This is a genomic window from Gracilibacillus dipsosauri, from assembly GCF_003176895.1.
Classification (GTDB): Bacteria; Bacillota; Bacilli; order Bacillales; family Amphibacillaceae; genus Gracilibacillus; species Gracilibacillus dipsosauri.
Genome location: NZ_QGTD01000008.1, coordinates 295,806 through 318,906, shown reverse-complemented (window position 1 = coordinate 318,906; position 23,101 = coordinate 295,806). Strand labels below are relative to the sequence as shown.

At 37.1% G+C, this 23,101-nt stretch carries 21 protein-coding genes and 1 pseudogene; 2 read left to right on the top strand and 20 right to left on the bottom strand.

Features of this window, described 5'->3' with window-relative positions:
* Positions 1 to 87 precede the first annotated feature (87 nt).
* From DLJ74_RS08530 to gpr, 17 genes are all read right to left on the bottom strand, one after another.
* Positions 88 to 582 (bottom strand): hypothetical protein, encoded by a 495-nt coding sequence (locus DLJ74_RS08530; RefSeq protein ID WP_109984154.1) that lies wholly within the window; start codon positions 580 to 582, stop codon positions 88 to 90.
* A 45-nt stretch (positions 583 to 627) separates the two neighbouring features.
* Positions 628 to 1,629: a flotillin-like protein FloA gene (gene floA, locus DLJ74_RS08525; protein ID WP_054787729.1), complete on the bottom strand. Its 1,002-nt coding sequence runs from the start codon at positions 1,627 to 1,629 to the stop codon at positions 628 to 630.
* Between the two features lie 12 nt (positions 1,630 to 1,641).
* A complete protein-coding gene (locus DLJ74_RS08520; RefSeq protein ID WP_109984592.1) occupies positions 1,642 to 2,940 on the bottom strand; it encodes an NfeD family protein in 1,299 nt (432 codons plus the stop codon).
* Between the two features lie 393 nt (positions 2,941 to 3,333).
* Positions 3,334 to 3,780, bottom strand: a complete 447-nt coding sequence (locus DLJ74_RS08515) for a GatB/YqeY domain-containing protein (protein ID WP_054859261.1) — start codon at positions 3,778 to 3,780, stop codon at positions 3,334 to 3,336.
* Positions 3,781 to 3,797: 17 nt separating this feature from the next.
* The gene (gene rpsU / locus DLJ74_RS08510; protein WP_018931586.1) at positions 3,798 to 3,974 is read right to left on the bottom strand and encodes a 30S ribosomal protein S21; all 177 of its coding nucleotides are present in this window, start codon (positions 3,972 to 3,974) and stop codon (positions 3,798 to 3,800) included.
* A 129-nt stretch (positions 3,975 to 4,103) separates the two neighbouring features.
* A complete protein-coding gene (gene mtaB, locus DLJ74_RS08505; protein ID WP_109984153.1) occupies positions 4,104 to 5,441 on the bottom strand; it encodes a tRNA (N(6)-L-threonylcarbamoyladenosine(37)-C(2))-methylthiotransferase MtaB in 1,338 nt (445 codons plus the stop codon).
* 4 nt (positions 5,442 to 5,445) lie between these two features.
* Positions 5,446 to 6,198: a 16S rRNA (uracil(1498)-N(3))-methyltransferase gene (locus tag DLJ74_RS08500; RefSeq protein WP_109984152.1), complete on the bottom strand. Its 753-nt coding sequence runs from the start codon at positions 6,196 to 6,198 to the stop codon at positions 5,446 to 5,448.
* 3 nt (positions 6,199 to 6,201) lie between these two features.
* The gene (prmA, locus tag DLJ74_RS08495; protein ID WP_109984151.1) at positions 6,202 to 7,152 is read right to left on the bottom strand and encodes a 50S ribosomal protein L11 methyltransferase; all 951 of its coding nucleotides are present in this window, start codon (positions 7,150 to 7,152) and stop codon (positions 6,202 to 6,204) included.
* Between the two features lie 47 nt (positions 7,153 to 7,199).
* Positions 7,200 to 8,321: a molecular chaperone DnaJ gene (gene dnaJ / locus DLJ74_RS08490; RefSeq protein WP_054787731.1), complete on the bottom strand. Its 1,122-nt coding sequence runs from the start codon at positions 8,319 to 8,321 to the stop codon at positions 7,200 to 7,202.
* 230 nt (positions 8,322 to 8,551) lie between these two features.
* The gene (gene dnaK, locus DLJ74_RS08485; protein ID WP_109984150.1) at positions 8,552 to 10,384 is read right to left on the bottom strand and encodes a molecular chaperone DnaK; all 1,833 of its coding nucleotides are present in this window, start codon (positions 10,382 to 10,384) and stop codon (positions 8,552 to 8,554) included.
* A gap of 29 nt (positions 10,385 to 10,413) precedes the next feature.
* On the bottom strand, positions 10,414 to 10,995 hold the full coding sequence (grpE, locus tag DLJ74_RS08480) for a nucleotide exchange factor GrpE (RefSeq protein ID WP_054859258.1): 582 nt from the start codon (positions 10,993 to 10,995) through the stop codon (positions 10,414 to 10,416).
* A gap of 129 nt (positions 10,996 to 11,124) precedes the next feature.
* Positions 11,125 to 12,147: a heat-inducible transcriptional repressor HrcA gene (hrcA, locus tag DLJ74_RS08475; protein WP_109984149.1), complete on the bottom strand. Its 1,023-nt coding sequence runs from the start codon at positions 12,145 to 12,147 to the stop codon at positions 11,125 to 11,127.
* A gap of 77 nt (positions 12,148 to 12,224) precedes the next feature.
* Entirely contained in the window at positions 12,225 to 13,382 is a 1,158-nt protein-coding gene (gene hemW, locus DLJ74_RS08470; protein ID WP_109984148.1) for a radical SAM family heme chaperone HemW, read from the bottom strand.
* Between the two features lie 60 nt (positions 13,383 to 13,442).
* Positions 13,443 to 15,263 (bottom strand): translation elongation factor 4, encoded by a 1,821-nt coding sequence (lepA, locus tag DLJ74_RS08465; RefSeq protein ID WP_109984147.1) that lies wholly within the window; start codon positions 15,261 to 15,263, stop codon positions 13,443 to 13,445.
* Positions 15,264 to 15,349: 86 nt separating this feature from the next.
* Positions 15,350 to 15,658 (bottom strand): hypothetical protein, encoded by a 309-nt coding sequence (locus tag DLJ74_RS08460; RefSeq protein ID WP_054787732.1) that lies wholly within the window; start codon positions 15,656 to 15,658, stop codon positions 15,350 to 15,352.
* 11 nt (positions 15,659 to 15,669) lie between these two features.
* Positions 15,670 to 16,851: a stage II sporulation protein P gene (spoIIP, locus tag DLJ74_RS08455; RefSeq protein WP_109984146.1), complete on the bottom strand. Its 1,182-nt coding sequence runs from the start codon at positions 16,849 to 16,851 to the stop codon at positions 15,670 to 15,672.
* Between the two features lie 122 nt (positions 16,852 to 16,973).
* Entirely contained in the window at positions 16,974 to 18,065 is a 1,092-nt protein-coding gene (gpr, locus tag DLJ74_RS08450) for a GPR endopeptidase (RefSeq protein ID WP_109984145.1), read from the bottom strand.
* A gap of 172 nt (positions 18,066 to 18,237) precedes the next feature.
* On the opposite strand from gpr, the gene rpsT reads away from it, so the two are divergent.
* Entirely contained in the window at positions 18,238 to 18,504 is a 267-nt protein-coding gene (gene rpsT, locus DLJ74_RS08445) for a 30S ribosomal protein S20 (RefSeq protein WP_109984144.1), read from the top strand.
* Positions 18,505 to 18,562: 58 nt separating this feature from the next.
* Here the strand turns inward: rpsT and holA are convergent, their stop codons facing one another.
* The gene (gene holA / locus DLJ74_RS08440) at positions 18,563 to 19,603 is read right to left on the bottom strand and encodes a DNA polymerase III subunit delta (protein ID WP_109984143.1); all 1,041 of its coding nucleotides are present in this window, start codon (positions 19,601 to 19,603) and stop codon (positions 18,563 to 18,565) included.
* A 429-nt stretch (positions 19,604 to 20,032) separates the two neighbouring features.
* Here holA and DLJ74_RS08435 point away from each other — a divergent pair, with 429 nt between their 5' ends.
* The gene (locus tag DLJ74_RS08435) at positions 20,033 to 20,167 is read left to right on the top strand and encodes a YqzM family protein (protein ID WP_109984142.1); all 135 of its coding nucleotides are present in this window, start codon (positions 20,033 to 20,035) and stop codon (positions 20,165 to 20,167) included.
* Between the two features lie 153 nt (positions 20,168 to 20,320).
* Here DLJ74_RS08435 and DLJ74_RS08430 read toward each other — a convergent pair whose 3' ends face one another.
* Complete coding sequence (locus tag DLJ74_RS08430) at positions 20,321 to 22,612, bottom strand: DNA internalization-related competence protein ComEC/Rec2 (RefSeq protein ID WP_109984141.1); 2,292 nt, start codon at positions 22,610 to 22,612, stop codon at positions 20,321 to 20,323.
* Positions 22,613 to 22,651: 39 nt separating this feature from the next.
* Positions 22,652 to 23,095: pseudogene (locus DLJ74_RS08425) on the bottom strand (ComE operon protein 2); the annotation flags it as partial.
* Positions 23,096 to 23,101: the final 6 nt, after the last annotated feature.

Below are 23,101 nucleotides of genomic sequence, written 5' to 3'. Positions count from 1 at the left end.
ATATGCTTGAATAGGTACGTTTACTTTGAGCTTAGAATGCTGTGTATCTTACTTACTTTACTAAAATAAAAAATAGCTATAAACCAGTTACGGTTTATAGCTATTTTTCTTCTGAATATTTTGATATGCTTTCGGTTTACCTAATACCTCTGCCATAATCAGCCCTTGGGCAATCCCCTTCGTTGTTAAATTGCTCTTGAGTGAAAGACTAGCAATTTTCTTATTTTCACTTTGTCTTTTAAGGCTTGATCTATTAGGTAAAGCATCATGCTCACCTAATTGCTGCTGGCGAACGTCCTGCGCATTCTGAAGCTTTTCTTTTAAACGTTCCATCTGGTCACGTTTTTGGTCTTGAAAGCTAGCCTCTCCACTAGCTGGAATAGGTTCTATTTTCGGCTCACTCTGCAAGGTTTCCTCTGGTACGCTCGTCTGTTGTTCTTCTCGAGATTGATGCTGAGCTGTAGAAGCTCTTTTCATTTGCTTAGGTTGATTGCTATTCTTTTTCTCGTTAGCTTTGGAGAGGCCGAAAACCCACAAGAGCACTGCAATGATAGCGGGAAGAAAGCCTAAAATATCATCCATTATTCTCTTCCTTTCCAGTAAGAGTTGGCTGATGAATTAATAAAACTACTGATTGGTATCATCGTCTTTATCCGTGTCCGTTAATTTACCAATTGCATCTCTCATATCGGTATCTGCTCCAATATTTTTGTAATTCATATAGTCCATTACACCCATTTTCCCAGAACGTAGCGCCTCTGCTAAAGCAAGTGGTACGTCTGCTTCTGCTTCTACTACTTTGGCACGCATTTCTTGGACTTTTGCCAACATTTCTTGTTCTTGAGCAACCGCCATTGCACGTCGTTCTTCTGCTTTTGCCTGCGCAATGTTTTTGTCTGCCTCTGCTTGGTCTGTTTGCAAAATAGCTCCAATGTTCTTACCGATATCTACATCGGCAATATCAATAGATAGAATTTCAAACGCAGTACCAGCATCCAACCCACGGTTTAAAACATTTTGGGAGATAGAATCAGGGTTTTCCAATACTTTCGTATGGGCTTCCGAGCTACCAATTGTACTAACGACCCCTTCCCCAACACGAGCAATTACCGTCTCTTCACCAGCACCACCGACAAGTCGATCAATGTTCGCTCTAACAGTAATTCTAGCCTTTGCCTTTACCTCGATTCCATCCATTGCAATACCTGCGATAAATGGTGTTTCAATTACCTTTGGATTAACACTCATTTGGACTGCTTCTAATACGTCACGTCCTGCTAAGTCAATAGCTGCGCAGCGTTCAAAGCTTAATTCAATATTTGCTCGTTGTGCTGCAATTAATGCATTTACCACTCTGTCTACATTACCACCTGCTAAATAATGACTCTCTAGTTGGTTCGTGGTAACTCCAAGTCCTGCTTTATGTGCCTTAATCAATGGATTAATAACACGGGATGGGACAACCCTTCTTAAACGCATTCCAACAAGTGTGAAGATACTGACCTTTACCCCTGCTGCTAGTGCACTAATCCATAGCATTACAGGAATAAATGTAAACAGTATAGCAACTGCGATAACAATTAACCCAATGAGTATAATTGGTAAAAATCCTCCAAATCCTGCATCCATTTTCATTTCCTCCTAATCATTTTTTATTGGTCTTACCACAATTCGGGAACCTTCTACTTTGACGATTTTAACAGGTCGACTCATGTCAATAAAAGCCCCTTCTGAAACAACATCTAAACGCTCATCGTTGAATTCAGCTGTTCCTGAGGGTCGAAGAGGTGTCACTGCTATCCCTTCTCGACCGATTAGTTCTTTTCGATTTACTGTTGATACATAACCAAGCTCTGTTGTGGTTGCATCGTTTAATATGACATGTCGAAAGATTCCCTTCTCAAGTCCAATCGTTTTAAACAGAACAACCGCTACAATAATTGCTAATGAAATGGCAATTAAAATACTGATCGACATCTGACCTATATTGTCTGTTGACATAAACAGGGATACAACAATAGCCGCAAGGCCGATAAATCCCAAAATGCCACCAGGTGCAAATATTTCGATTATAATCAAGACAATTCCTAATATTAATAGAACTATCGCCTCATATCCGGCAAGACCTGCAATAATATGGCCGTAAAAAAACAGGATTAAAGATACTAAGCCAATGGAACCAGGAATACCGAAACCAGGTGAATACAATTCTACAACAAGTCCAATACTTGCAAGGGATAACAAGATCGGTACAACAACTGGATTTGTTAGGAAACGAGCAAGACCTTCGGCAAATGTAGGACTCGTTTCAACCACTTCAGCATCAGAAAGCGATAAGCTATGTAATAATGCAGTTCGATGATCTACTATGTCTTCTGCATAACCAATCTCTACTGCGGTTTCTGCATCTAAGGTTAAATACTCGCCTTTTGGCGCACCATAATCTGGTAAGTCGACATTAGCATTGGCCATTGCTTCCGCATAAAGCGGATCCCGATCCTTAGAGCTTGCAGCACTTTTCATACTGGCGATCCATGCTGATTGAGCTTTTTTATCTGCAGCAGTTCCATCTGAATTAATGACACCACTAGCTCCCATGCTTGCTTGGGGTTTCATATATATATTGTCAGTGTTGAGGGCTAAATAAGACCCTGCAGATAATGCTTCTACCGTTACAAAGGAAGTCGTTTCAATCTCTAAGTCTTGTAATATCTCGCCAATATTTTTGGCTGCATCTACCCTGCCACCAGGTGTATTGATTTCAAATATAATGTGATCAGCACTTGCTTCTTTCGCTTCATTTGTTGTCCGTTTAACAAATGCCTCTAAACCTCTTTCAACTGTGTCTTCGATAGGAATAACATAGACTAGCTTTCCCTCTCCTTCAGCAGCTTGAATATAGGTAAAAAAGCTTAAACAGCTAAAAAGTATAAAAACCATTGCACTTGCTTTTAATAGGATACGTGACAAATTCCCTCCTCCCTTCTTTTCAGGCTATTTTACATTTACGATTGAAAGCTGTAAAAGGTTTCAAAATTTAAACAAAAAAGACTAATCGCATACAGTTTACCATATTTTCATTGCGGAAGGAAAAATATCCTACAACATTTGATTTTTGTTTTACTAAAATTTATTATGTGCTATGAATAAGTAGCCATTTTATTAGCAACAGAAATAGTTCCATTCCTAAAAAATAAACTGTGAATGCTAAGAGGGTGGTTACTCTCTCACATTCACAGTTTATATTTGGAATAATATAATCTTATTAAATTAGGCTCAGAGAAAAGGCCTAAATATTGTGATATTTAAAAGGAATCAATGTATTCTTATCATTTATTTTAAATGCTTTTGAACAAATTGGTTCACTCTTGCTCCTTCTGCCTTACCTTTAACCTTAGGCATTAAAGCACTCATCACTTTTCCCATATCTTTCATGGATTCTGCTTGAACTTCATCAATTGTCTGTACAACTATTTGCTCTAATTCCTCGTCAGATAGTTGCTCAGGCATATATGCTTGTAGTATTTTGATTTCTTCTTCTGTTTTACTTACAAGATCATCGCGTCCAGCTTCTTTAAATTCATGGAGGGAATCATTTCGTTGTTTCAGCTCTCTAGCTAAAACCGTTAATTCTTCATCTTCTGACAATGCATCCTTCTTTAACTTAATGGCTTCATTCTGAATCGATGCTTTGACCATTCTTATTACGCCTAATTTTAATTTATCTTTGTCCTTCATCGCCTGTTTCATATCCTGGTTCAAAAGTTCAACGATTGCCATTGATTCATACACCCTCTTTAAAATTTACGCTTTCTAGCTGCCTCCGATTTTTTCTTACGGCGAACACTAGGTTTTTCATAAAATTCACGCTTACGATATTCAGATAATGTACCAGATTTTGATACACTACGTTTAAAGCGACGAAGAGCATCTTCAAGTGACTCGTTTTTACGAACGCGAGTTGTGTTAGACATGCAATTTCCCTCCCTCCGAAGCATACAACAAAAATTAATCTAACATATGTACAAAAATGGCTACATATGTCTCCTAGCAATTATAATATAGTACTATTGTTAGGTCAACAATTTTATGTTTATTTTCCATTATACTTGTAATGTTGCATCATCCATCACACGAACAAATTTACCATCATTATACGGGTAGCCAGCTTTCGTAATCTTCACTCTTACTATTTCACCAATCATATCCTTTGTTCCTTCGAATCTAACCTTCAAATAGTTATCAGAATAACCGACAAGCATGTTTGGATGATTTTCATCCATCGTTTCTTCAGGAATAACTTCTATTACCTCGTCCTCATATCGCTTCGCATAGGCAAAGGCTTGTTCATTTGATAGGTCTATTAATTTCTGTACGCGATTATTTTTCAATTCTTCATCTACTTGATTATCCATTCTTGCAGCAGGAGTCCCGGTTCGTTTAGAGAATGGAAATACATGCAATTCAGAGTATCCAATCTCTTTGATGAAATCAACAGTTTCTTGAAACTCCTCATCTGTTTCTCCAGGAAAGCCAACAATTACATCAGATGTAATAGCAAGATTCGGCAATGCATTTTGAATTTTCGCGACACGCTTCCGGTAAAAATCAGTGGAATATTTACGACGCATCCGCTCTAATACGGTATCTGATCCAGACTGTAATGGAATGTGAAGATGTGGAACAATTTTCTTTGATTGATCAAGTACCTCAATCACTTCATCAGTAATCTGACTTGCCTCAATAGAAGAAATTCGGATTCGTTTTAAACCTTTTACCTTTGCTTCTAAATCACGTAATAATTGAGCAAAATTATAGTCTTTCATATCCTCACCATAGCCAGCAGTATGAATCCCTGTTAAAACAATTTCTTTATAACCAGCTTCTACAAGCTGTCGCGCTTGCTTTAACACATTCTCCGGATCCCTTGAACGAAGTAATCCCCTTGACCATGGGATAATACAGAAGGTACAAAAATTGTTACAGCCTTCTTGTATTTTTAATGAAGCACGTGTTCGATCCGTAAAGGCTGGGACATCCATCTCCTCAAACATTCTATTTTTCATAATATTAGAAACACCATTAATAGGCTCACGATGCTCTTGATGTTCCTCGATATATTGAATCATCTTTCCGCGATCTTGGGTTCCAACCACAATATCTACACCTGGAATTTCCATGATTTCTCCAGGTGACGTTTGAGCATAGCAACCTGTTACACATACAATACCCTCAGGATTACTCCTAACAGCACGCCTGATAATTTGCCGACTTTTTTTATCACCAGTATTCGTTACAGTACAAGTATTAATAACGTAAACATCTGCATGGTGATCGAATTCTACACGTTCATAGCCTTCGTTTTTAAATTTCTGCCAAATACCTTCTGTTTCATAATGATTCACTTTACAACCTAATGTATGAAATGCAACTGTAGGCATTGGATCACCTCATTTCTTCAAAATAATAGGATAAACTAGACAATGCATAAAGTGGCGCAGTTTCTGTTCGCAATATTCTTGGTCCAAAACGCACCGGTTGAAAGGATGATTTCTTTAAAAGAGTTGCTTCTTGCTCAGAAAAACCACCTTCAGGACCAATACAAATAAGTATAGAAGCTCCTTGATTTATATTGGAAAAGTAGTCGTGTAATTTCTTGCTTTGACGATCTCTCACTTCTTCTTCATAAGCAAAAAATTTACAGTCATAATGGACACTTCTTTCCAATAGACTATCGAACGTCCAAACCCCTGAAACGGTTGGAATTTTATTACGGTGTGCTTGTTCACTCGCTTCTTTCACAATTTTTTCCCAGCGAGGTCTTTTTTTAATTACTTTTTTTTCATCCCACTTTACAACAGAGCGATCTCCTTGAAAAGCAATTAATTCGGAAGCGCCTAATTCTGTCGCTTTTTGCAAAATATACTCCCATTTGTCACCTTTTGGTAAGCCTTGAGCAATGGAAACTTTAATAGGTAATTCAGCAGAATCTGCTATCCATTCTATTATTTTAGCATTTACTGTTTCCGTTCCAATATGTTGAATTTTGCATTTAGCTGTCATTCCATCTGGGTGGCTACAAAGGATGATATCTCCAACAACCATCCGCATGACATTTACAACATGATGAAAGTCATCGCCATTTAACGATACCTTATATTCTGTCCATTTGTCAGCCTGTACAAAATATCGTTGCATGATCTACCTACTCTCTTCCGGTTTTTTTGCGATAATGGAAATCCAGTCTTCCATTTGGTTGACTTCCATAATTTCAAAGCCAGCAGCTTCTAAACCTGATTCTACTTGTTGTCTTTTGGCTTGGATAATGCCTGATGTAATAAACATTCCACCTGGCTGGAGTAAGCGATACGCATCACGCTCAAAACGGAGAATAATCTCAGCTAATATATTCGCTACAATAATATTTGGTTGGATAGTTATATGATCTAATAAATTATTTTGTTTAACCGTTACATAATCACTAACCTTATTTACTTTCACATTCAATTTCGTGCTTTGTACTGCGACATCGTCTAAATCGTAAGCATAAACCTTTTCCGCCCCAAGTAAAATCGAAGCAATGCTCAACACACCAGAACCACATCCTACATCAAGCACCACATCTTCTGCCTTTATTAGTCTTTCTAAAGCTTGAATGCTAAGAACAGTTGTAGGATGTGTGCCTGTACCAAACGCCATACCAGGATCAAGCTCAATGATCAATTCATCTGAAGAGACAGGCTGGTAATCTTCCCATGTTGGGGTGATCGTGATTCTTTCAGAGATTTTAACTGGTTTATAATATTTTTTCCATGCAGTAGCCCAATCCTCTTCGTTTACTTCACTTAACGTAATTTTGTTCAATCCAATGTCGATATTATATAGCAATAGATTGTTAATTGCTTGTTTAATTTCTGAAACAGTTTCTCCTAGAAAACTATTAACAGGTAAATAGGCCTTTAATCGAACGCCTTCTTCTGGATAGTCCTCTGGATTGAGCTCATAGATTTCTCCGAATTCATCATCTCTTTCAGTAAATAAATCCTGTTGATCTTCAATCACAACACCACTTGCACCCGCTTCATGCAGAATATTGGAGATCGGTTCAATTGCCTCATTTGTCGTATAGATCGAAAGCTCTGTCCACTTCAAACAGATCAACTCACTTTATAAAATATTTTATTCGACTGGGTATACGCCTACTCCCCTTTAAAAGCTCGCTTTACTCTCTGGAAAAAGGAGTCCTCGTGTTCATCTGTTGGTTGATTGCCACTAATCTCATTAAACTCTCTTAAGAGTTCTTTTTGACGTTCATTTAAATTTTGTGGAGTAATGACACGAATTTGGATATGCTGATCACCTTGACCATAGCCGCGAACATTTGGAGCACCTTTACCTTTTAAACGGAAGGTCTTACCAGTTTGAGTTCCTGCTGGTACTTTTAATTTCACCTTGCCATGAAGGGTTGGTACTTCAATCTCATCACCTAGAGCGGCCTGAGCAAAAGTTATCGGCATTTCACAATAAATATGATCTCCTTCTCTTTGATAAAATTCGTGAGGCTTTATTTGAAAGACTACGTATAAATCTCCTGCAGGGCCACCGTTTTTCCCTGGCTCTCCTTGGCCTGAAACGCGAATTTGTTGACCATCATCTATACCTGCTGGAATTTTAACATGTATTTTCTTACGTTGATTGACTTTTCCTTTCCCACCACACGTAGAACATTTATCTGTAATGATCTTACCTGAACCTTGGCAGTGATGACAAACCCTTCTATTTACCACTCTTCCAAATGGAGTGTTTTGTTCTACATTTAACTGACCACTTCCATTACAATGTGAACATGTTTTAGGGCTTGTTCCTGGCTTTGCTCCTGATCCATTACACGTAGAGCAAGTTTCTTCTTTCGGAATATGAATATCGGTTTCTTTACCGAAAATAGCTTCCTCAAAATCAAGTGTCATGGTATATTGTAAATCATTTCCCTGACGTGGTGCATTAGGATCTCTTCTGCCGCCACCGCCGAAGAACATATCAAAGATATCTCCAAAACCACCAAAGTCTTCGCCTCCACCAAAGCCTCCGAATCCTTGACCTTGTGGACCTGCATGCCCAAATTGGTCATATTGCTGGCGTTTTTGCTCATTGCTTAAAACTTCATACGCTTCTTTGACTTCTTTAAACTTTTGATCAGTTCCTTCTTCTTTGTTTACATCTGGGTGATATTTACGCGCAAGCTTACGATAAGCCTTTTTGATTTCATCTTTTGATGCATCCTTGGAAACACCAAGCACTTCGTAATAATCTCTTTTACTCACTGATAAATCACGCTCCCGGTCATTATTGCATAAAACTAATCATAACATTGAATATCCATTGTAAGCAAACAAAATAAGCTTCCGATTATCTTCAACAGTATATGTGCCATAAGCTGTTTACTTCTCGGCTGATCATCCTTTATACTTGTAATTCTATATTTTTTTGATCTGGCAAGGAAAAAGCCAAAGCCATTAATTTTGACTTTGACTTTCTTTTCTCCTATAACTGCTTACTTTTTATCCTCGTCGTCTACTTCTTCGTAATCCGCGTCTACAACATCATCATCTGAATTTTGCGCTTGGTCACCACTTTGATCCGCTTGTGCTTGTTGTTGGGCTTGTTCATACAATTTAACCGTCAATGCTTGAACTTGCTCCTCTAAAGCTTCTTTCTTCGCTTTAATCTGTTCTTGATCATTGTCCTCTAGCGCTTTTTTCAGTTCGTCCTTAGCTGCTTCTGCTTTTTGCTTTTCTTCATCGGTTACATTATCACCGAGATCCTTTAATGTTTTTTCTGTTTGGAACACTAATTGATCTGCTTCATTACGTAATTCAATTTCCTCACGACGTTTTTTATCTGCCTCTGCATTTTCTTCTGCTTCTTTGACCATTTTTTCTACTTCATCATCAGAAAGACCAGAGGAAGACTTAATCGTAATAGATTGTTCTTTGTTTGTACCAAGATCTTTAGCACGTACATTGACAATACCATTTGCATCAATATCGAAGGAAACTTCGATTTGAGGAACCCCTCTTGGAGCTGGTGGGATATCAGTTAATTGAAAACGACCTAATGTCTTGTTGTCTTGAGCCATCTCGCGTTCCCCTTGTAATACATGAATGTCTACTGCTGTTTGGTTATCTGCAGCTGTTGAGAACACTTGAGAATGACTTGTTGGGATGGTTGTATTTCTCTCGATTAATTTTGTTGTCACTCCACCCATTGTTTCAATACCTAATGAAAGTGGTGTAACATCAAGTAATACAACGTCTTTGACATCACCCTGCAGGACCCCACCTTGAATTGCAGCACCTGCTGCTACTACTTCATCTGGGTTTACCCCTTTAGACGGTTCTTTACCAATTTCTTTTTCAATCGCTTCTTGGACGGCTGGAATCCGTGTAGAACCACCAACAAGAATAACTTTATTAATTTCACTAGCAGAAAGGTCGGCATCACGTAATGCTTTACGCGTTGGTTCCATTGTACGCTCGACTAAATCAGAAGAAAGCTCATCAAATTTAGCTCTTGTAATGTTCATTTCTAAGTGTAATGGACCTGCATCTCCTGCCGTAATAAATGGTAGTGATACTTGTGTTTGAGTAACACCTGAAAGATCTTTCTTCGCCTTTTCTGCCGCATCTTTAAGGCGTTGTAGGGCCATTTTATCTTGAGATAAATCAATACCATTCTCTTTCTTGAATTCTTCGACCATATAATTGATTAATACTTCATCAAAATCGTCACCACCAAGACGATTGTCGCCAGCAGTTGCAACTACTTCAAAAGTACCTTCACCAATATCAAGTATAGAAACATCAAATGTACCACCACCAAGATCATAAACAAGGACGGTTTGGTCTTGGTCTGCTTTGTCTATTCCATATGCAAGCGCAGCAGCTGTCGGCTCGTTAATAATACGCTCTACTTCAAGTCCAGCAATTTTACCAGCATCTTTTGTCGCTTGACGTTCAGCATCATTGAAATATGCAGGAACTGTAATAACTGCTTTATCGACAGTATCCCCTAAATAATCTTCTGCATATGACTTCAAGTGCTGTAAGATGATCGCAGAAATTTCTTGAGGAGTATACTCTTTTCCTTCAATTTCTACTTTGTAATCTGTTCCCATGTGACGCTTAATTGATTGAATCGTATTAGGGTTTGTAATTGCTTGACGTTTTGCAACCTCCCCAATTTGACGTTCACCATTTTTAAATGATACGACAGATGGAGTAGTACGGTTACCTTCAGGGTTAGGAATAACCTTTGCTTCTCCACCTTCCATTACTGCAACACATGAGTTTGTTGTACCTAAGTCAATTCCAATAATTTTACCCATAAAAAACACTCCTTCACATAGCTATGTAGTTATTGGTTTACCTTTACCATTGCTGGTCTAATTACTTTATCCTTTAATTGATAACCTTTTTGTAAGGTTTCCACAATCTGATTAGATTCGAAACCATCTTCTGAAACTTGCATTACCGCTTGGTGAAGGTGTGGATCAAACATTTGATTTTCAGTTTCAATTTCTTTTACACCTTCATTTTCTAGAACGGTTTTCAATTGACGGTACACCATCTCCAAGCCTTCCACGACACTTTTTGCCTGCTCGTCTTCAATATCGACGGCTAGTGCTCGATCAAAATTATCGATCACCGGCAAGAGTTCCGTTACAATTGCTTGGGATTTATATTTTAAGTCTGCTTCTTTTTCTTTTTTTGTTCTTTTTCTAAAATTATCATATTCAGCCTGTATTCGTAGAAGACGATCCTCTAGTTGTGCTTTCTCTTCCTGCAGCTTTTCGTAGTCAGCTATTTCGACTTGTGCTTGTTCTATGTTTTCTTCTTCTACAATCTCTTGCTCTACATCTTGAACTACTTCTTCCTCAATATTTTCTGATTGTTCATTATTTTCTGCTTCATTATTTTGTAGATCTTTTTCTTCCATTCCTGTCACCTCCTAAAGAACCATTGTATAGCAAAACATACCTTACTAAAAAAAGCAAATAAAAACCATAGCAGAGAAAGGTGTTTTCTATTCGCTTCCTTTCTCTATTGATGGATAATTATATGGAAACTAGTACCAAGAATTAAACGTTTTAGTCAATCGTTTAGAAAGTACATTTAACAGAGAGATTACCCTAGAGTACTCCATTCTTGTCGGCCCTAGTAAAGCAATAGTGCCTAATTGCTCTCCTCCTAAGGAATAGGTAGCTGTAATTAAACTACAATCCTGCATTTCATCTAATTTGTTCTCTTGACCAATCGATACCTTAATGCCTTTATGTGAGCTTCTTAATATGTTGGCCATTTCGTCTTCTTTTTCCATAACAGTATATAAAGATTGAATTTTGTGGATATCATTAAATTCGGGCTGTAATAGTATATTTGTCTTACCATCCATGTACAGCTTAACAGGTTTTTTCTCTAATAATGCTTCTTTTAAATAGGCATAGGTTGCTTCAAAATCACTGCTAAATTGTTGAAGAAGTTCAGCAACCTCACCGTATAATTTCTCTTGTAGTCTAATAATTGGCACACCGATTAACCGCGAATTCAATATATTAACAAGCTTCTCGATATCGGTAGCTTGCATTGACTGTGGTATTGTAAAATGACGATGCTCTACATGACCAGCATTTGTGACTAAAATTGCGACAGCGGTATTATCCGAAAGGCTAATAATTTGAATTTGCTTTAATGTTGTCTTAAATACCTCAGGTCCTAGAATAATCGAAGTGTAATTCGTTAAATCAGACAATACTCGCGCTGACTTCTGTACAACCTTCTCAAATTCCAACAACTCTCTTTCAAAGGCATTTGTAATCAGTGACAACTCTTTATTAGACAATTGAAATGGTGAGAGCAAATGGTCCACATAAAAACGATATCCCTTTTCAGAAGGCACACGACCAGATGAAGTATGAGTTTTCTCGATGAATCCAAGCTCCTCTAGGTCAGCCATTTCATTTCTGATCGTTGCGGGGCTAAAAGTAACTTGTTCCTTTTTCGCAATAGCTCTCGATCCAATCGGCTGTGCTGTTTGGATGAATTCATCAATAATGACTTGTAAAACTTGTAGCTGCCTATCTGTTAGCATCGATGATCACCTCTGTTAGCACTCTTATATCACGAGTGCTAAATCTATTAATAAATTATCAAATCGATCGTTAATTGTCAATGAAGAAACTCTAATTTATTTGAGTCCATTAAAAATGCTTGGAACACTTCATTTCCAAAAGGTTTACCTTCTTCTGTTAAACGAATAAAGCCTTCATCGATGATAACCCATCCTCTTTGTTGGAGAGTAATCAGTTCTTCCTTATATAGTGTTTCCATTTTCAACTGATATTTACGCTCAAATTGATCTAGTGAAACTCCTCCACTTTTCCGTAGGCCAAGAAACATTTCCTCTTCTATCCGTTCCTTTAAACCGATCTCTTCGACATGTAATACAGGCTTTCCTGTATCGATTGCTGCTTGAACATATTGTGGATGTGGTCTAATATTGATCACACGCTTTCCTGGTAAATATCCATGAGAACCAGCTCCGAAGCCATAATAATATTCATTATTCCAGTAAGTTAGATTATGCTTACTTTCATATCCGGGCTTAGCAAAATTGCTAATTTCATACTGATATACCCCGTGGTCTCTCATCTCCTTACGTAAATGTTCATACATGTCTGCCTCTATTTCTTCTGGGGGCTTTGTAAGGGTACCTTTTTTATAACGCTGATAAAAGATAGTTTTAGGCTCGATTTGGAGCGAGTAAGCCGAATAATGAGGAAGGTTAAATTGCAGTGCTTCCTCTAGTGTTTTCGAGAAGCCTTCAAAGCTCTGATTTGGCAAGCTATACATTAAATCAATGCTAATGTTCGTTAAACCGATTTGTATTAAGTCATTAACATTTTGGTAAACGTCTTTGATACGATGAAGTCTTCCTAATTGTTCCAACATTTTATCATCCATGACTTGCACTCCCATGGAAATACGTGTAACGCCATGGTTTTTTAAGATTTTAATCTTTTCTTTAGTTAAATCACCCGGATTTGCTTCAAAGGTGTACTCACTGACTTGATCCACATCAAAATAATGCTCAATCATTTGAACAAGCTTCAATAATTGCCGATTATTTAATGCTGTAGGTGTACCACCACCCACAAATATTGTCTTCATTTTTTGCCTCGGTTTATTTATCGTTGTTGCTATTTCGTTTTCTAGTGCAACTAAATATTCGTCTGCCATTTTTTCTTCATAGAAGAATTTAGTGAAATCACAATAATGACATATTTTTTCACAAAAAGGTATATGAATATACGCTGATGTTATCATGATGCCTTCCCCCTTTTCTAACAGTGTAAAACCCTTGCCTTTATGACAAGGGTTTTTCTCCTATTCATCATCCATTTTCAATACTGCCATGAAGGCTTCTTGTGGAACTTCCACAGAACCCACCATTTTCATGCGTTTTTTACCTTCCTTTTGCTTTTCGAGCAATTTCCGTTTTCTAGAGATGTCACCACCATAGCACTTACTTAATACGTTTTTACGCATTGCCTTAATGTTCGTTCTTGCGACAATTTTATTACCGATGGCTGCTTGAATTGGCACTTCAAATTGCTGCCTTGGAATCAATGTTTTTAGTTTGTCAGCTATTTGCTTCCCACGCTCAAATGCAAAATCTCGATGAACAATAAAGGAAAGTGCGTCAATTGTATCCCCATTTAATAAAATATCCATTTTCACGAGGTTAGAAGGCTTATAGCCAATCAATTCATAATCAAATGATGCATAGCCCTTTGTCTGTGATTTTAACTGATCAAAGAAATCATAGACGATTTCGGATAATGGGATTTCGTAAACAACATTAACACGATTCTCGTCTAAATAATCCATATTAATGAAATCCCCACGCTTCTTCTGACAAATCTCCATAACTGGACCAACAAAGTCATTTGGTACCATCACCGTTGCTTTTACATAAGGCTCTTGCACCTCTTTGATGGATTGGTTATCTGGCATAAAGGATGGATTATCAATAGTTAGTTCTTCATCATCTGTCTTAATCACCTTGTAAATAACACTTGGTGCTGTTGTGATTAGATCAATACCGAATTCCCTCTCAATTCGTTCCTGGATAATCTCCATATGTAATAGACCTAAAAATCCACAACGGAAGCCAAATCCCAATGCTTGAGAGGTTTCCGCTTCATATTGTAAAGAAGAATCGTTCAATTCTAATCTCTCTAAAGCTTCTCGCAAATCATTATATTTGTCCGCATCAACGGGGTATAATCCACAAAATACCATCGGGTTTAACTTACGATAACCTGGTAAAGCTTCTTCTGCTGGGCGATTTGCATGAGTAATCGTATCCCCAACTCTTGTATCACCAACATTTTTAATCGATGCTGTTAAATAACCGACATCGCCAACCGTCAATTTATCCTGTTTGATTGGCTTCGGATTAAATACCCCTACTTCATTGACTTCAAATTCTTTTCCTGTAGCCATCATTTTGATCTTGTCGCCAACTTTAACAGATCCTTCTTTTATACAAACATAAGCAACTACACCACGATAGGGATCATATAATGAATCAAAGATTAATGCTTTAAGCGGCTCTTCTGGGTCACCAACAGGAGCTGGTATTCGTTCTACAATTTCTTCTAATATCTCTTCAATGCCGATTCCAGATTTAGCACTTGCTAAAATAGCTTCTTCCCCATCGATCCCGATCACATCTGTTATTTCCTGTTTTACTCTACCAGGATCTGCACTAGGTAAATCAATCTTATTAATAACCGGAATAATTTCCAGATCATTATCTAACGCTAAGTAGACATTTGCTAGCGTTTGTGCTTCTATTCCTTGGGCGGCATCTACTACTAGGATAGCTCCTTCACATGCAGCAAGACTTCGTGATACTTCATATGTAAAATCGACATGCCCTGGAGTATCAATGAGATGGAACAAATACTCTTCTCCATCCTCACGCTGATATTTTAACTGGACAGCATTTAGTTTTATCGTGATACCACGTTCACGCTCTAGGTCCATAGCATCTAGAAACTGTTCCTTCATTTCACGCGCCGTTAGTGCTTGAGTTTTTTCTAATATTCGATCAGCTAGTGTTGATTTACCGTGATCGATATGGGCAATAATAGAAAAATTTCGTACCTTACTCTGATTTCTTACGTTAGTCAATATCATTCAACTCCTATGTGACAAGCACAATATACTAGGATAGATTATAGCAGTGAAAGGAACGATGTTCAATCAAAAATATGAGGATGCCTTTAAAATAATTCATCTATGATCGCATGTGTAACACCAACAATTTTATTACATACCTTACTCACTATTTCTTCTCCACTATTTGCAACCGCAAATAGTGGAGAATTGCCTGGGGTACCCACTTCTGGTACATCTCCATTAATTTCATCAATAATATCTTCACGATCTACTACATCATCATCTTGTTTACCTTTATCGATCACTTCTTCTTGATGACTCACTGCTTTTGTAGAATCCGTGCGGTCCATACCAACATATAGTCCAAATGAAAATATGACGCATATTACTAATAAAAAGGATAGAAACTTCACATTAATCTCCCCTATTCTGTAGATACTTTTTCCGCATTCCAGTAGTATTCGCTAAAAACCTCTGCAAAAACTTCAGTCGTGTTATAAAGCTGCTCCATTGTGTTATCTACGCCCCCCATTTCAATGGTTAGCGCATTTTCAGAAACATCTTGGTTATATACACCATTGCGTCCGGCCCCGGCATACATCTCCACCCCTCTGCTTAAGCCAGGATATTTTTTCTCTAGCTTTTCATGGAGAGCGGCAGCTAAAGCAGAATTCTTTTCGTGATTAGGGTTGTCTCCACCAATGACAAACATTATTTTGGCATATTCTTTTCCGTTGATTTCCTTTGTCGTGACATCTGCTCTCATACTATCGCGGTGAATATCAAAGACAAAATTAAGATCCTTGTTCGATTGTAGCGCTGTCTCTACTACTTCTTTAGAGGCAGTGTAGGAATGAGTAGAGTAGTTCCAACCTTTATCCACTAAAATCGAACCAATATCCGTATGGTCAACAGTTGAGCCAATTCCATTTCTCTCTAAATCCTTTGCTAGCTGATCACTAACTTTCGTAATATTTACTTCTGGATGAAAGGCATCATTTGGATTATCTGTTTTCGGTAAATATGGAAGGAAAGATTCTCGATTGTGTGTATTATAAATAAATACAACCTCTTTCTCTCCAGTCGTTTGTTGTTTCGGTTCTTTTTCTGCTGGTTTTTCTTGTTCTTTCTTTTCTTCTGGGACGGTTGCTTCTCTTTCTTCTAGGACAATATCCAGAGGAGGTGTCGATTCCACGGTTAAATTCGTATAATCGGTTCCCTCCCCCGCGATCAGAATTTGTCGATCATAGAGGTCAAAGCCTGGAAGCTCTCGGCTAACTAAGCTTCGTACATCATGCAGTCTTATATTCGTACCTACTTCAAATATGAACTTCCATGGCGAGAATTCTGCTTTATCCTCAGGAATTGCCTCTTTAAATAGTCGGTTCTCTAACAACATCAATGAAAGAAAATGAATTTCATCAACATTTGTTGTCCATTTCTTAACAGTGGATGAAGATACACGGTAATTCGGCTCTAAGCTAGTCATGATGCCTACAAGAATGAAGACGGCAAAAAAGCCTGCAATGAAGAACGATAGAATAACAAACACTTTATGTTTAGAAAGTAATAATACACGTCTATTACGGCTAATTTTTCGGCGCATGTTGTTCCCCTTTCTATTAGCTCTATTACATTTACTAGAATGTATGAGCGATCAATAGAAAGTAGAACCTTTCTGCCGAGAATTTTTTTATTATTACAGCAGCTTGTGATAAGGTTATTCTGCTAACGAGTGTACGTACCGAAATTTCGGATCGTCACTTTATCATGGAGACTAGCATTAATTGCTTGTGCCAATAAATGAGCCATGTCCTTCATATAGCCATCCACTTCCTTTGGTGTGACCATAAGGTTGTGACCAAGTGGAGTCAATACCTCTCGCATTAATGCTCTTTTTTCATGATCATTGAGTGAACCAATCATCCCAAAAATTTTTTCTCTTTTTTCGACACTTGGCATATCTTCCTCTGACAAAGAACGATCTCCAAAGCTCATTCCAGCAGGAGTTAAAGATTTAGAGGGGTTATCTTTTTCTCGAAATTCTTTGCCTATATGTTTAAATACATAATCGATTGCATCACTAGTTATGGTAACAGCATCTACTACAGTTGGAACTCCAATTGCAAAAACTGGTATTCCTAATGTGTCCTTGCTCAATTCTTTTCGTTTATTACCAACACCAGATCCTGGATGGATGCCTGAGTCTGATAATTGAATGGTCGTATTTACTCTTTCCATGGAACGAGAAGCTAAAGCATCAATTGCGATGACAAAGTCAGGCTTTAGTTTATCAATTACTCCTTTAATGATGTCACTCGTTTCAATCCCTGTAATACCCATGACTCCGGGATTAATTGAAGCAACTCTTCGATAGCCATCTGCAACATATTGTGGTTCATGTTCAAATAAATGATTGGTTACTAAAACTTTCTCAATCGTAAGAGGGCCGAGGGCATCAGGTGTAACACTTCGGTTGCCAAGCCCAACAACAAGTCCGGTAGCTTCCTTATCAATTTTATTTCTTTTCATTAAATCGCTAAGTTGCTTTGCCATGACTTTGGCGGTCTCTTCTTGTAGTGCAGTATCTTGCTTTTTGATCGCATCAGAGTAAACCGTTCGATAGGAACCTGGATTCTTCCCAATTTTCTTTGCGCCTTCTTCATTAATTTCGACATAAGAAATCCGAATATTTCCATCGGTTTCCTCTTTCATCTTCACCCCTTTAATACGATCTTCTGTTTGATTTTCTTTCTCTACATACATATCTTTTGCTTCTACTGCAAGATCGGTACGGACTTCAAATTTTTCCTCTTCCATTTTTTGTCCTCCTCCTTCAAATATGATTGAACTTGAAAGTAGTTTTACCGCCTCTTGTGAATTGATGCATATAGTTTTTGAAATAATTTTTATTGAAAAGTTTGACGAGCTTTGATAAAATGTCTTTTGACCTAACAAATGAAATGGTACGAAGCTTACGGAGGTGAAGATAATGGCAAATATTAAATCTGCAATTAAACGTGTACGTACAAACGAAGATCGCCGTTTACACAATCAATCCATTAAAACAGATATGCGTTCACATATTAAAAAAGTTGAGGCTTTAGTGGAAAGTAAAGATGTCGAAAATGCAAAGGTAGCACTTCAAACAGCTGTGAAAAAAATTGATAAAGCAGTAAGAAAAGGTTTAGTTCATCAAAACAAAGGGAATCGTCAAAAGTCACGATTAGCGAAAAAAGTTAATGAATTAAGTGCCTAAAGTAAAAAAGCCTGCTTCCCATATTGGAAGCAGGTTTTTGCTTTGTTTCTTTTTCTGTTTATACTCTTGTCGTTTGGCGTAACTGAATTATTTGGTATAGTAAAAGTTCTAGGCCAAGTGATTTATCAACCTTTCCTGTTTTAATTTGGGCATCAGTTTCTGCAAGAATGGTTAATGCTTGGTGAAGTTCTTCTTTGGTAAATTTTTGTTGCCTATTTAAAGAAAGCTTTGCAACATAAGGATGTATCTTAAGTTGACCTACGATTTGCTGCTGACTATATCCTTTTTGCTTCAATGATTTGACATGTAACAATGTTCGAAATTGAGAAGAAACAAGAGCTACAAGTGCAATCGGGTCTTCATTCATCTTTTCTAAATCTTTTGCGATATGAATTGCTTTTGCAAGATCACTTTCAATAATGGCATCCACTAATTTTAAGCCAGTACTATTTTCTTGATGTGAAAGAAGTAATTCTGCTTCTTCCAATCGAATCGTATTGCCAGGACCAACATATAACGCTAATTTTTCCATTTCGGAGCTTATTATCATCAGATTAGTACCTATTTCCTCCAGTATATATTCCACAACCTCTTCCTTTACAATTACTTGATGCTCCTGTGCAATCTTCTCAATGGCTTCTTTCATATTCCATTCTTTTAACGGTTCACAAGAAATAACAGTTGCTTCCTTCTTTAATTGTTTCACTACTTTCTTTCTTTCGTCCACTTTTTCATATGGTGCTATTAAAACAAGAATGCTATATGGTGCTGGATTCTGTATATAATTAATTAATGTCTCTATTTGATGAGTGAAATCAAGATTAGGTGGTTTTGCTTTCAAAAAGCTAGCATTAGTGGCGATCACTAATTTTTTTTCACCTAAAAAGGGAAATGTATTTGTATCATTAATCACATCTTGAATCGATATTTCCTCCAGGTCATATAATGACACATTTGTATCCCTGTCTTCCTCCTCAATACTATGCTTTAAAAGGGATTGTTTAACTGCTTCCATCATATAGGTTTCTGTTCCATGCATGTAGTAAACAGGAGAAAATTGACCCTTTTTTATTTGTTCCATTACATTTAAATAACTCATGATTCCATCTCCAATATGTATAAAAAATTCCATTATATACGTATAATAAGTGTTGAAAAAAAAACAAATATGTTTTATTGTATAATAAGATTCATGTTAAGAAAAGGTTTCTTCATTGATTACATACTTTTGAAACAGAAGTCCAAAAAACCACTATATTAGATATACATTGGGCTTAACAGCACTTTGGGTTGAATGGAAGTGCTTAAATTGTATCGACAAAAATAAAGAAGGGAAAGAAAAGTACCTTCCCTTCGCAATCTATATTAACGCAACTTCATTAGCCCCGGGTAACTAACGAAGCTACGATGTTTTTCTTATTATATAGATTGACCGTATTGATGAATTATATTGGTGTTAACTCTTGCTAAGTAAGGGAATCCTGTAGAATGAAGGAACTATTTTTTTGAAATAAGGAGGTATGCTATTATGAACGAATTCGAAAAAGAAGTTCAATCCAAGCGTCATGACCTTTTTGATGCAGCTGCTGGTTTTATTTTTTCATTTCTATTTTTCATGATTATTTTCTTTATTGCGGTTATATTTGATGCCATTGGTTCTTAAAAGCGAGACAAAAAGTCTCGTTTTTTTAATTTAGACAAAACCAATGATTTCGCTAAACTTACTTCTTTTTGCTTACGTACTTTTCAGCACCTTCTAGCATGGTGAAATTATACTATACAGGTATAGAAAATAGAGGAAATATCAATAAAAATTCTATCGTTTAGACTTTACATTATCATATGGAAGAAAGGTTGAAATGGTTCCATCATATTGGAAAGTAATCGCCCCCATCCTATCTGTCCGAAAAACTCGAACCTTTCTTCTTTTCAATGTCCTTAATACTTTAGGATGAGGATGACCATAGCCATTGTTTCTTCCTACAGAAATGATGCCTACCTCAGGCTGTATTTGTTCAATAAAAGGAATAGAACTAGATGTATGACTTCCATGATGAGCTACTTTTAGAACATCAACAGGAAGAGACGGATAGTTCGAGGCTAAATATTGCTCACTTTTTTCTCCGATATCTCCTGTAAATAACCAATTAAACTCACCAAATTTACTATATAGAACCAATGAATTTTCATTTTTATCACCATTATCCAGAGAGGGATGCAGCACATGAAAGATATGATCCTTAATACGTAATTTATTTCCCTCTTCCCCCTCTATATGTTGAAAATGCTTATTCTTTTCACGATATTGTTTGAGCAAATTCTGATCAAAATAAGGGGAAGTGATAAGGTAATCCACTTGATAATCGTCAAGAATATAAGGAACACTTCCAATATGATCATGATCAGCATGGGAAAGGATCATGGCATCCACCGCGCTTATACCACGATACCGAAGAAATGCATCTATAATCTGATCATAGACATCACTAGAAGGTTCAGTAAAATGCTTCTTTAGTTTACCTCCCGCATCTATGATAACGACACCTCTTCGATAGGGATATTCAATAACAATAGCATCTCCTTGACCAATATCAAGTGTGGTGATTGATCCATAAGGATTAAGATAGGGAAGGATTGATGCTAATACTAAGCAAACCGCTAACCCAAGACCATAACTAAAAGCTCTTATTTGTTTTCCCTGCTCAAAATAAAGTAAAAATAATAACAAACAAATATAGTATCCAATTATCAATGGATTAGGTATTTGGCCAATCGTCCAAGACCATGAAATGGCTTCATCAATCAAACGCATCAATGTTAGAAAATGGGAATGAATAAATTGAAATACATGAGACCATATCGGAAGAAACGAAGGGATCATCGCACTGAAACAAATTAACAATAAAAAAGGTAAAACAAACAGTGTAAAATATGGGACAACTATTAAATTAACTAAAACAGACAATGGTTGGAATTGATAAAATAATTGTATTTGAATAGGCAATAATACCATGAGACTGATAAAGCTAATCCGTAGAGAAATCCAAACAAATCCAATATCACCTGATAGGAGCTTTCGAGAGAACAAAATCGCATACGTAACAATAAAACTAAATTGAAACGCAATAGAATACACATGATAAGGATTTGTCAGCACCATAACAAAAAAGACGATGCTTAGTATACTGGTTGTAGGGAGCTTTATCTTTAGTTTTCGAAGCACGAGCAGGAACAATGCTAAAAGGCTTGCCCGCCATACAGAAGGCGCAGCTCCAGAGAGAAGAGGATATATTGGTAGAAATAAGAAGAGGATAAGCTGCATACGTTCTACGGATAGTTTTACGATATACAAGCCAAAAAAGTAGAGACAGGTCATCAGTAATCCAACATGCAATCCAGAGATTGCTAATAAGTGAGAAAGATTCCAATCTTGAAACAACGTAATCGTTTCATCTGATAACAAATCTTTGTTGCCAAATAGAAGTGCATTGATCCAAGAAAAAGTGAAAGGATTGACGTAACCCCCCAGATGCTCCAAAAGTTGATTTCGAGCATTATAAAGCATTTGATAAAAGGATGATTCGCTACAATTCGATGCCGTACTATCATTAATTAGAAATTGACTACTTATGCCTTGATTATGCAAATAGTGTTGATAATCAAACTGACCAGGATTTGTAGCTGTTATCATCTCCTGAAATGTACCGACTAGTTGACATCTACTTCCCCTATTTAATTTTTGGATAAATAAATCTTCTGCTCTTTCGTTTTGATGAAATAGTTGAACCTTCACTTTGTTGGTGCTTCTATATTCTTTAAGCAAAAAAGAAACATATGTATCTGTTTTGTTGACTTCAGAAATAATATCACCCTGAATCATTGACTTATGGGAGGAATCCAGATTTTGTCTATCCGTTGAAGGAGTTTGATTATAGAAGAAAATAAAGCATAGGAGTAAGGAAAAGACTAACCAGAGAGGCATTCTGTGGGTTCGTACAAAATAGATCAAAGGAGGGATAAGAAGGAGGACGATCCAAGGACTCTGATCCATTCTAGCAAAAACCGCTATTACATAAATAATCACAAACCAATGAATCCAAGCAAGCAAACCTTCTCCTCCTATCAGATTTTATTTTACAGTTGGAATAAGCTCAATAGTATGATGATCAAGCTCTACTTTTTCCACCTTTACATTTGCCTCTTCAAAAAGTTCAATAGCATAAGGATGATTTTTATAATCGGCTGCATAGTAAACGGTTTTGATGCCACTTTGAATAATTGCTTTACAACAATTAAGACAAGGAAAATGTGTCACATAAATCTCAGCACCTTCAGTCGGTGCTCCGAATTTAGCACATTGAAGAAGGGCATTCATTTCTGCATGAACCGTTCTCACACAATGTCCATCAATCACATAACAGCCTTCATCAATGCAATGGACACTACCTGACACACTACCATTGTATCCTCCAGCAATAATACGTTTATCTCTAACGATTGTTGCCCCTACCATTAAACGCTCACACGTACTTCTTAATGCTAGCAAATGGCTTTGTGCCATAAAATATTGATGCCATGAGATTCTTTCCATTGGTTA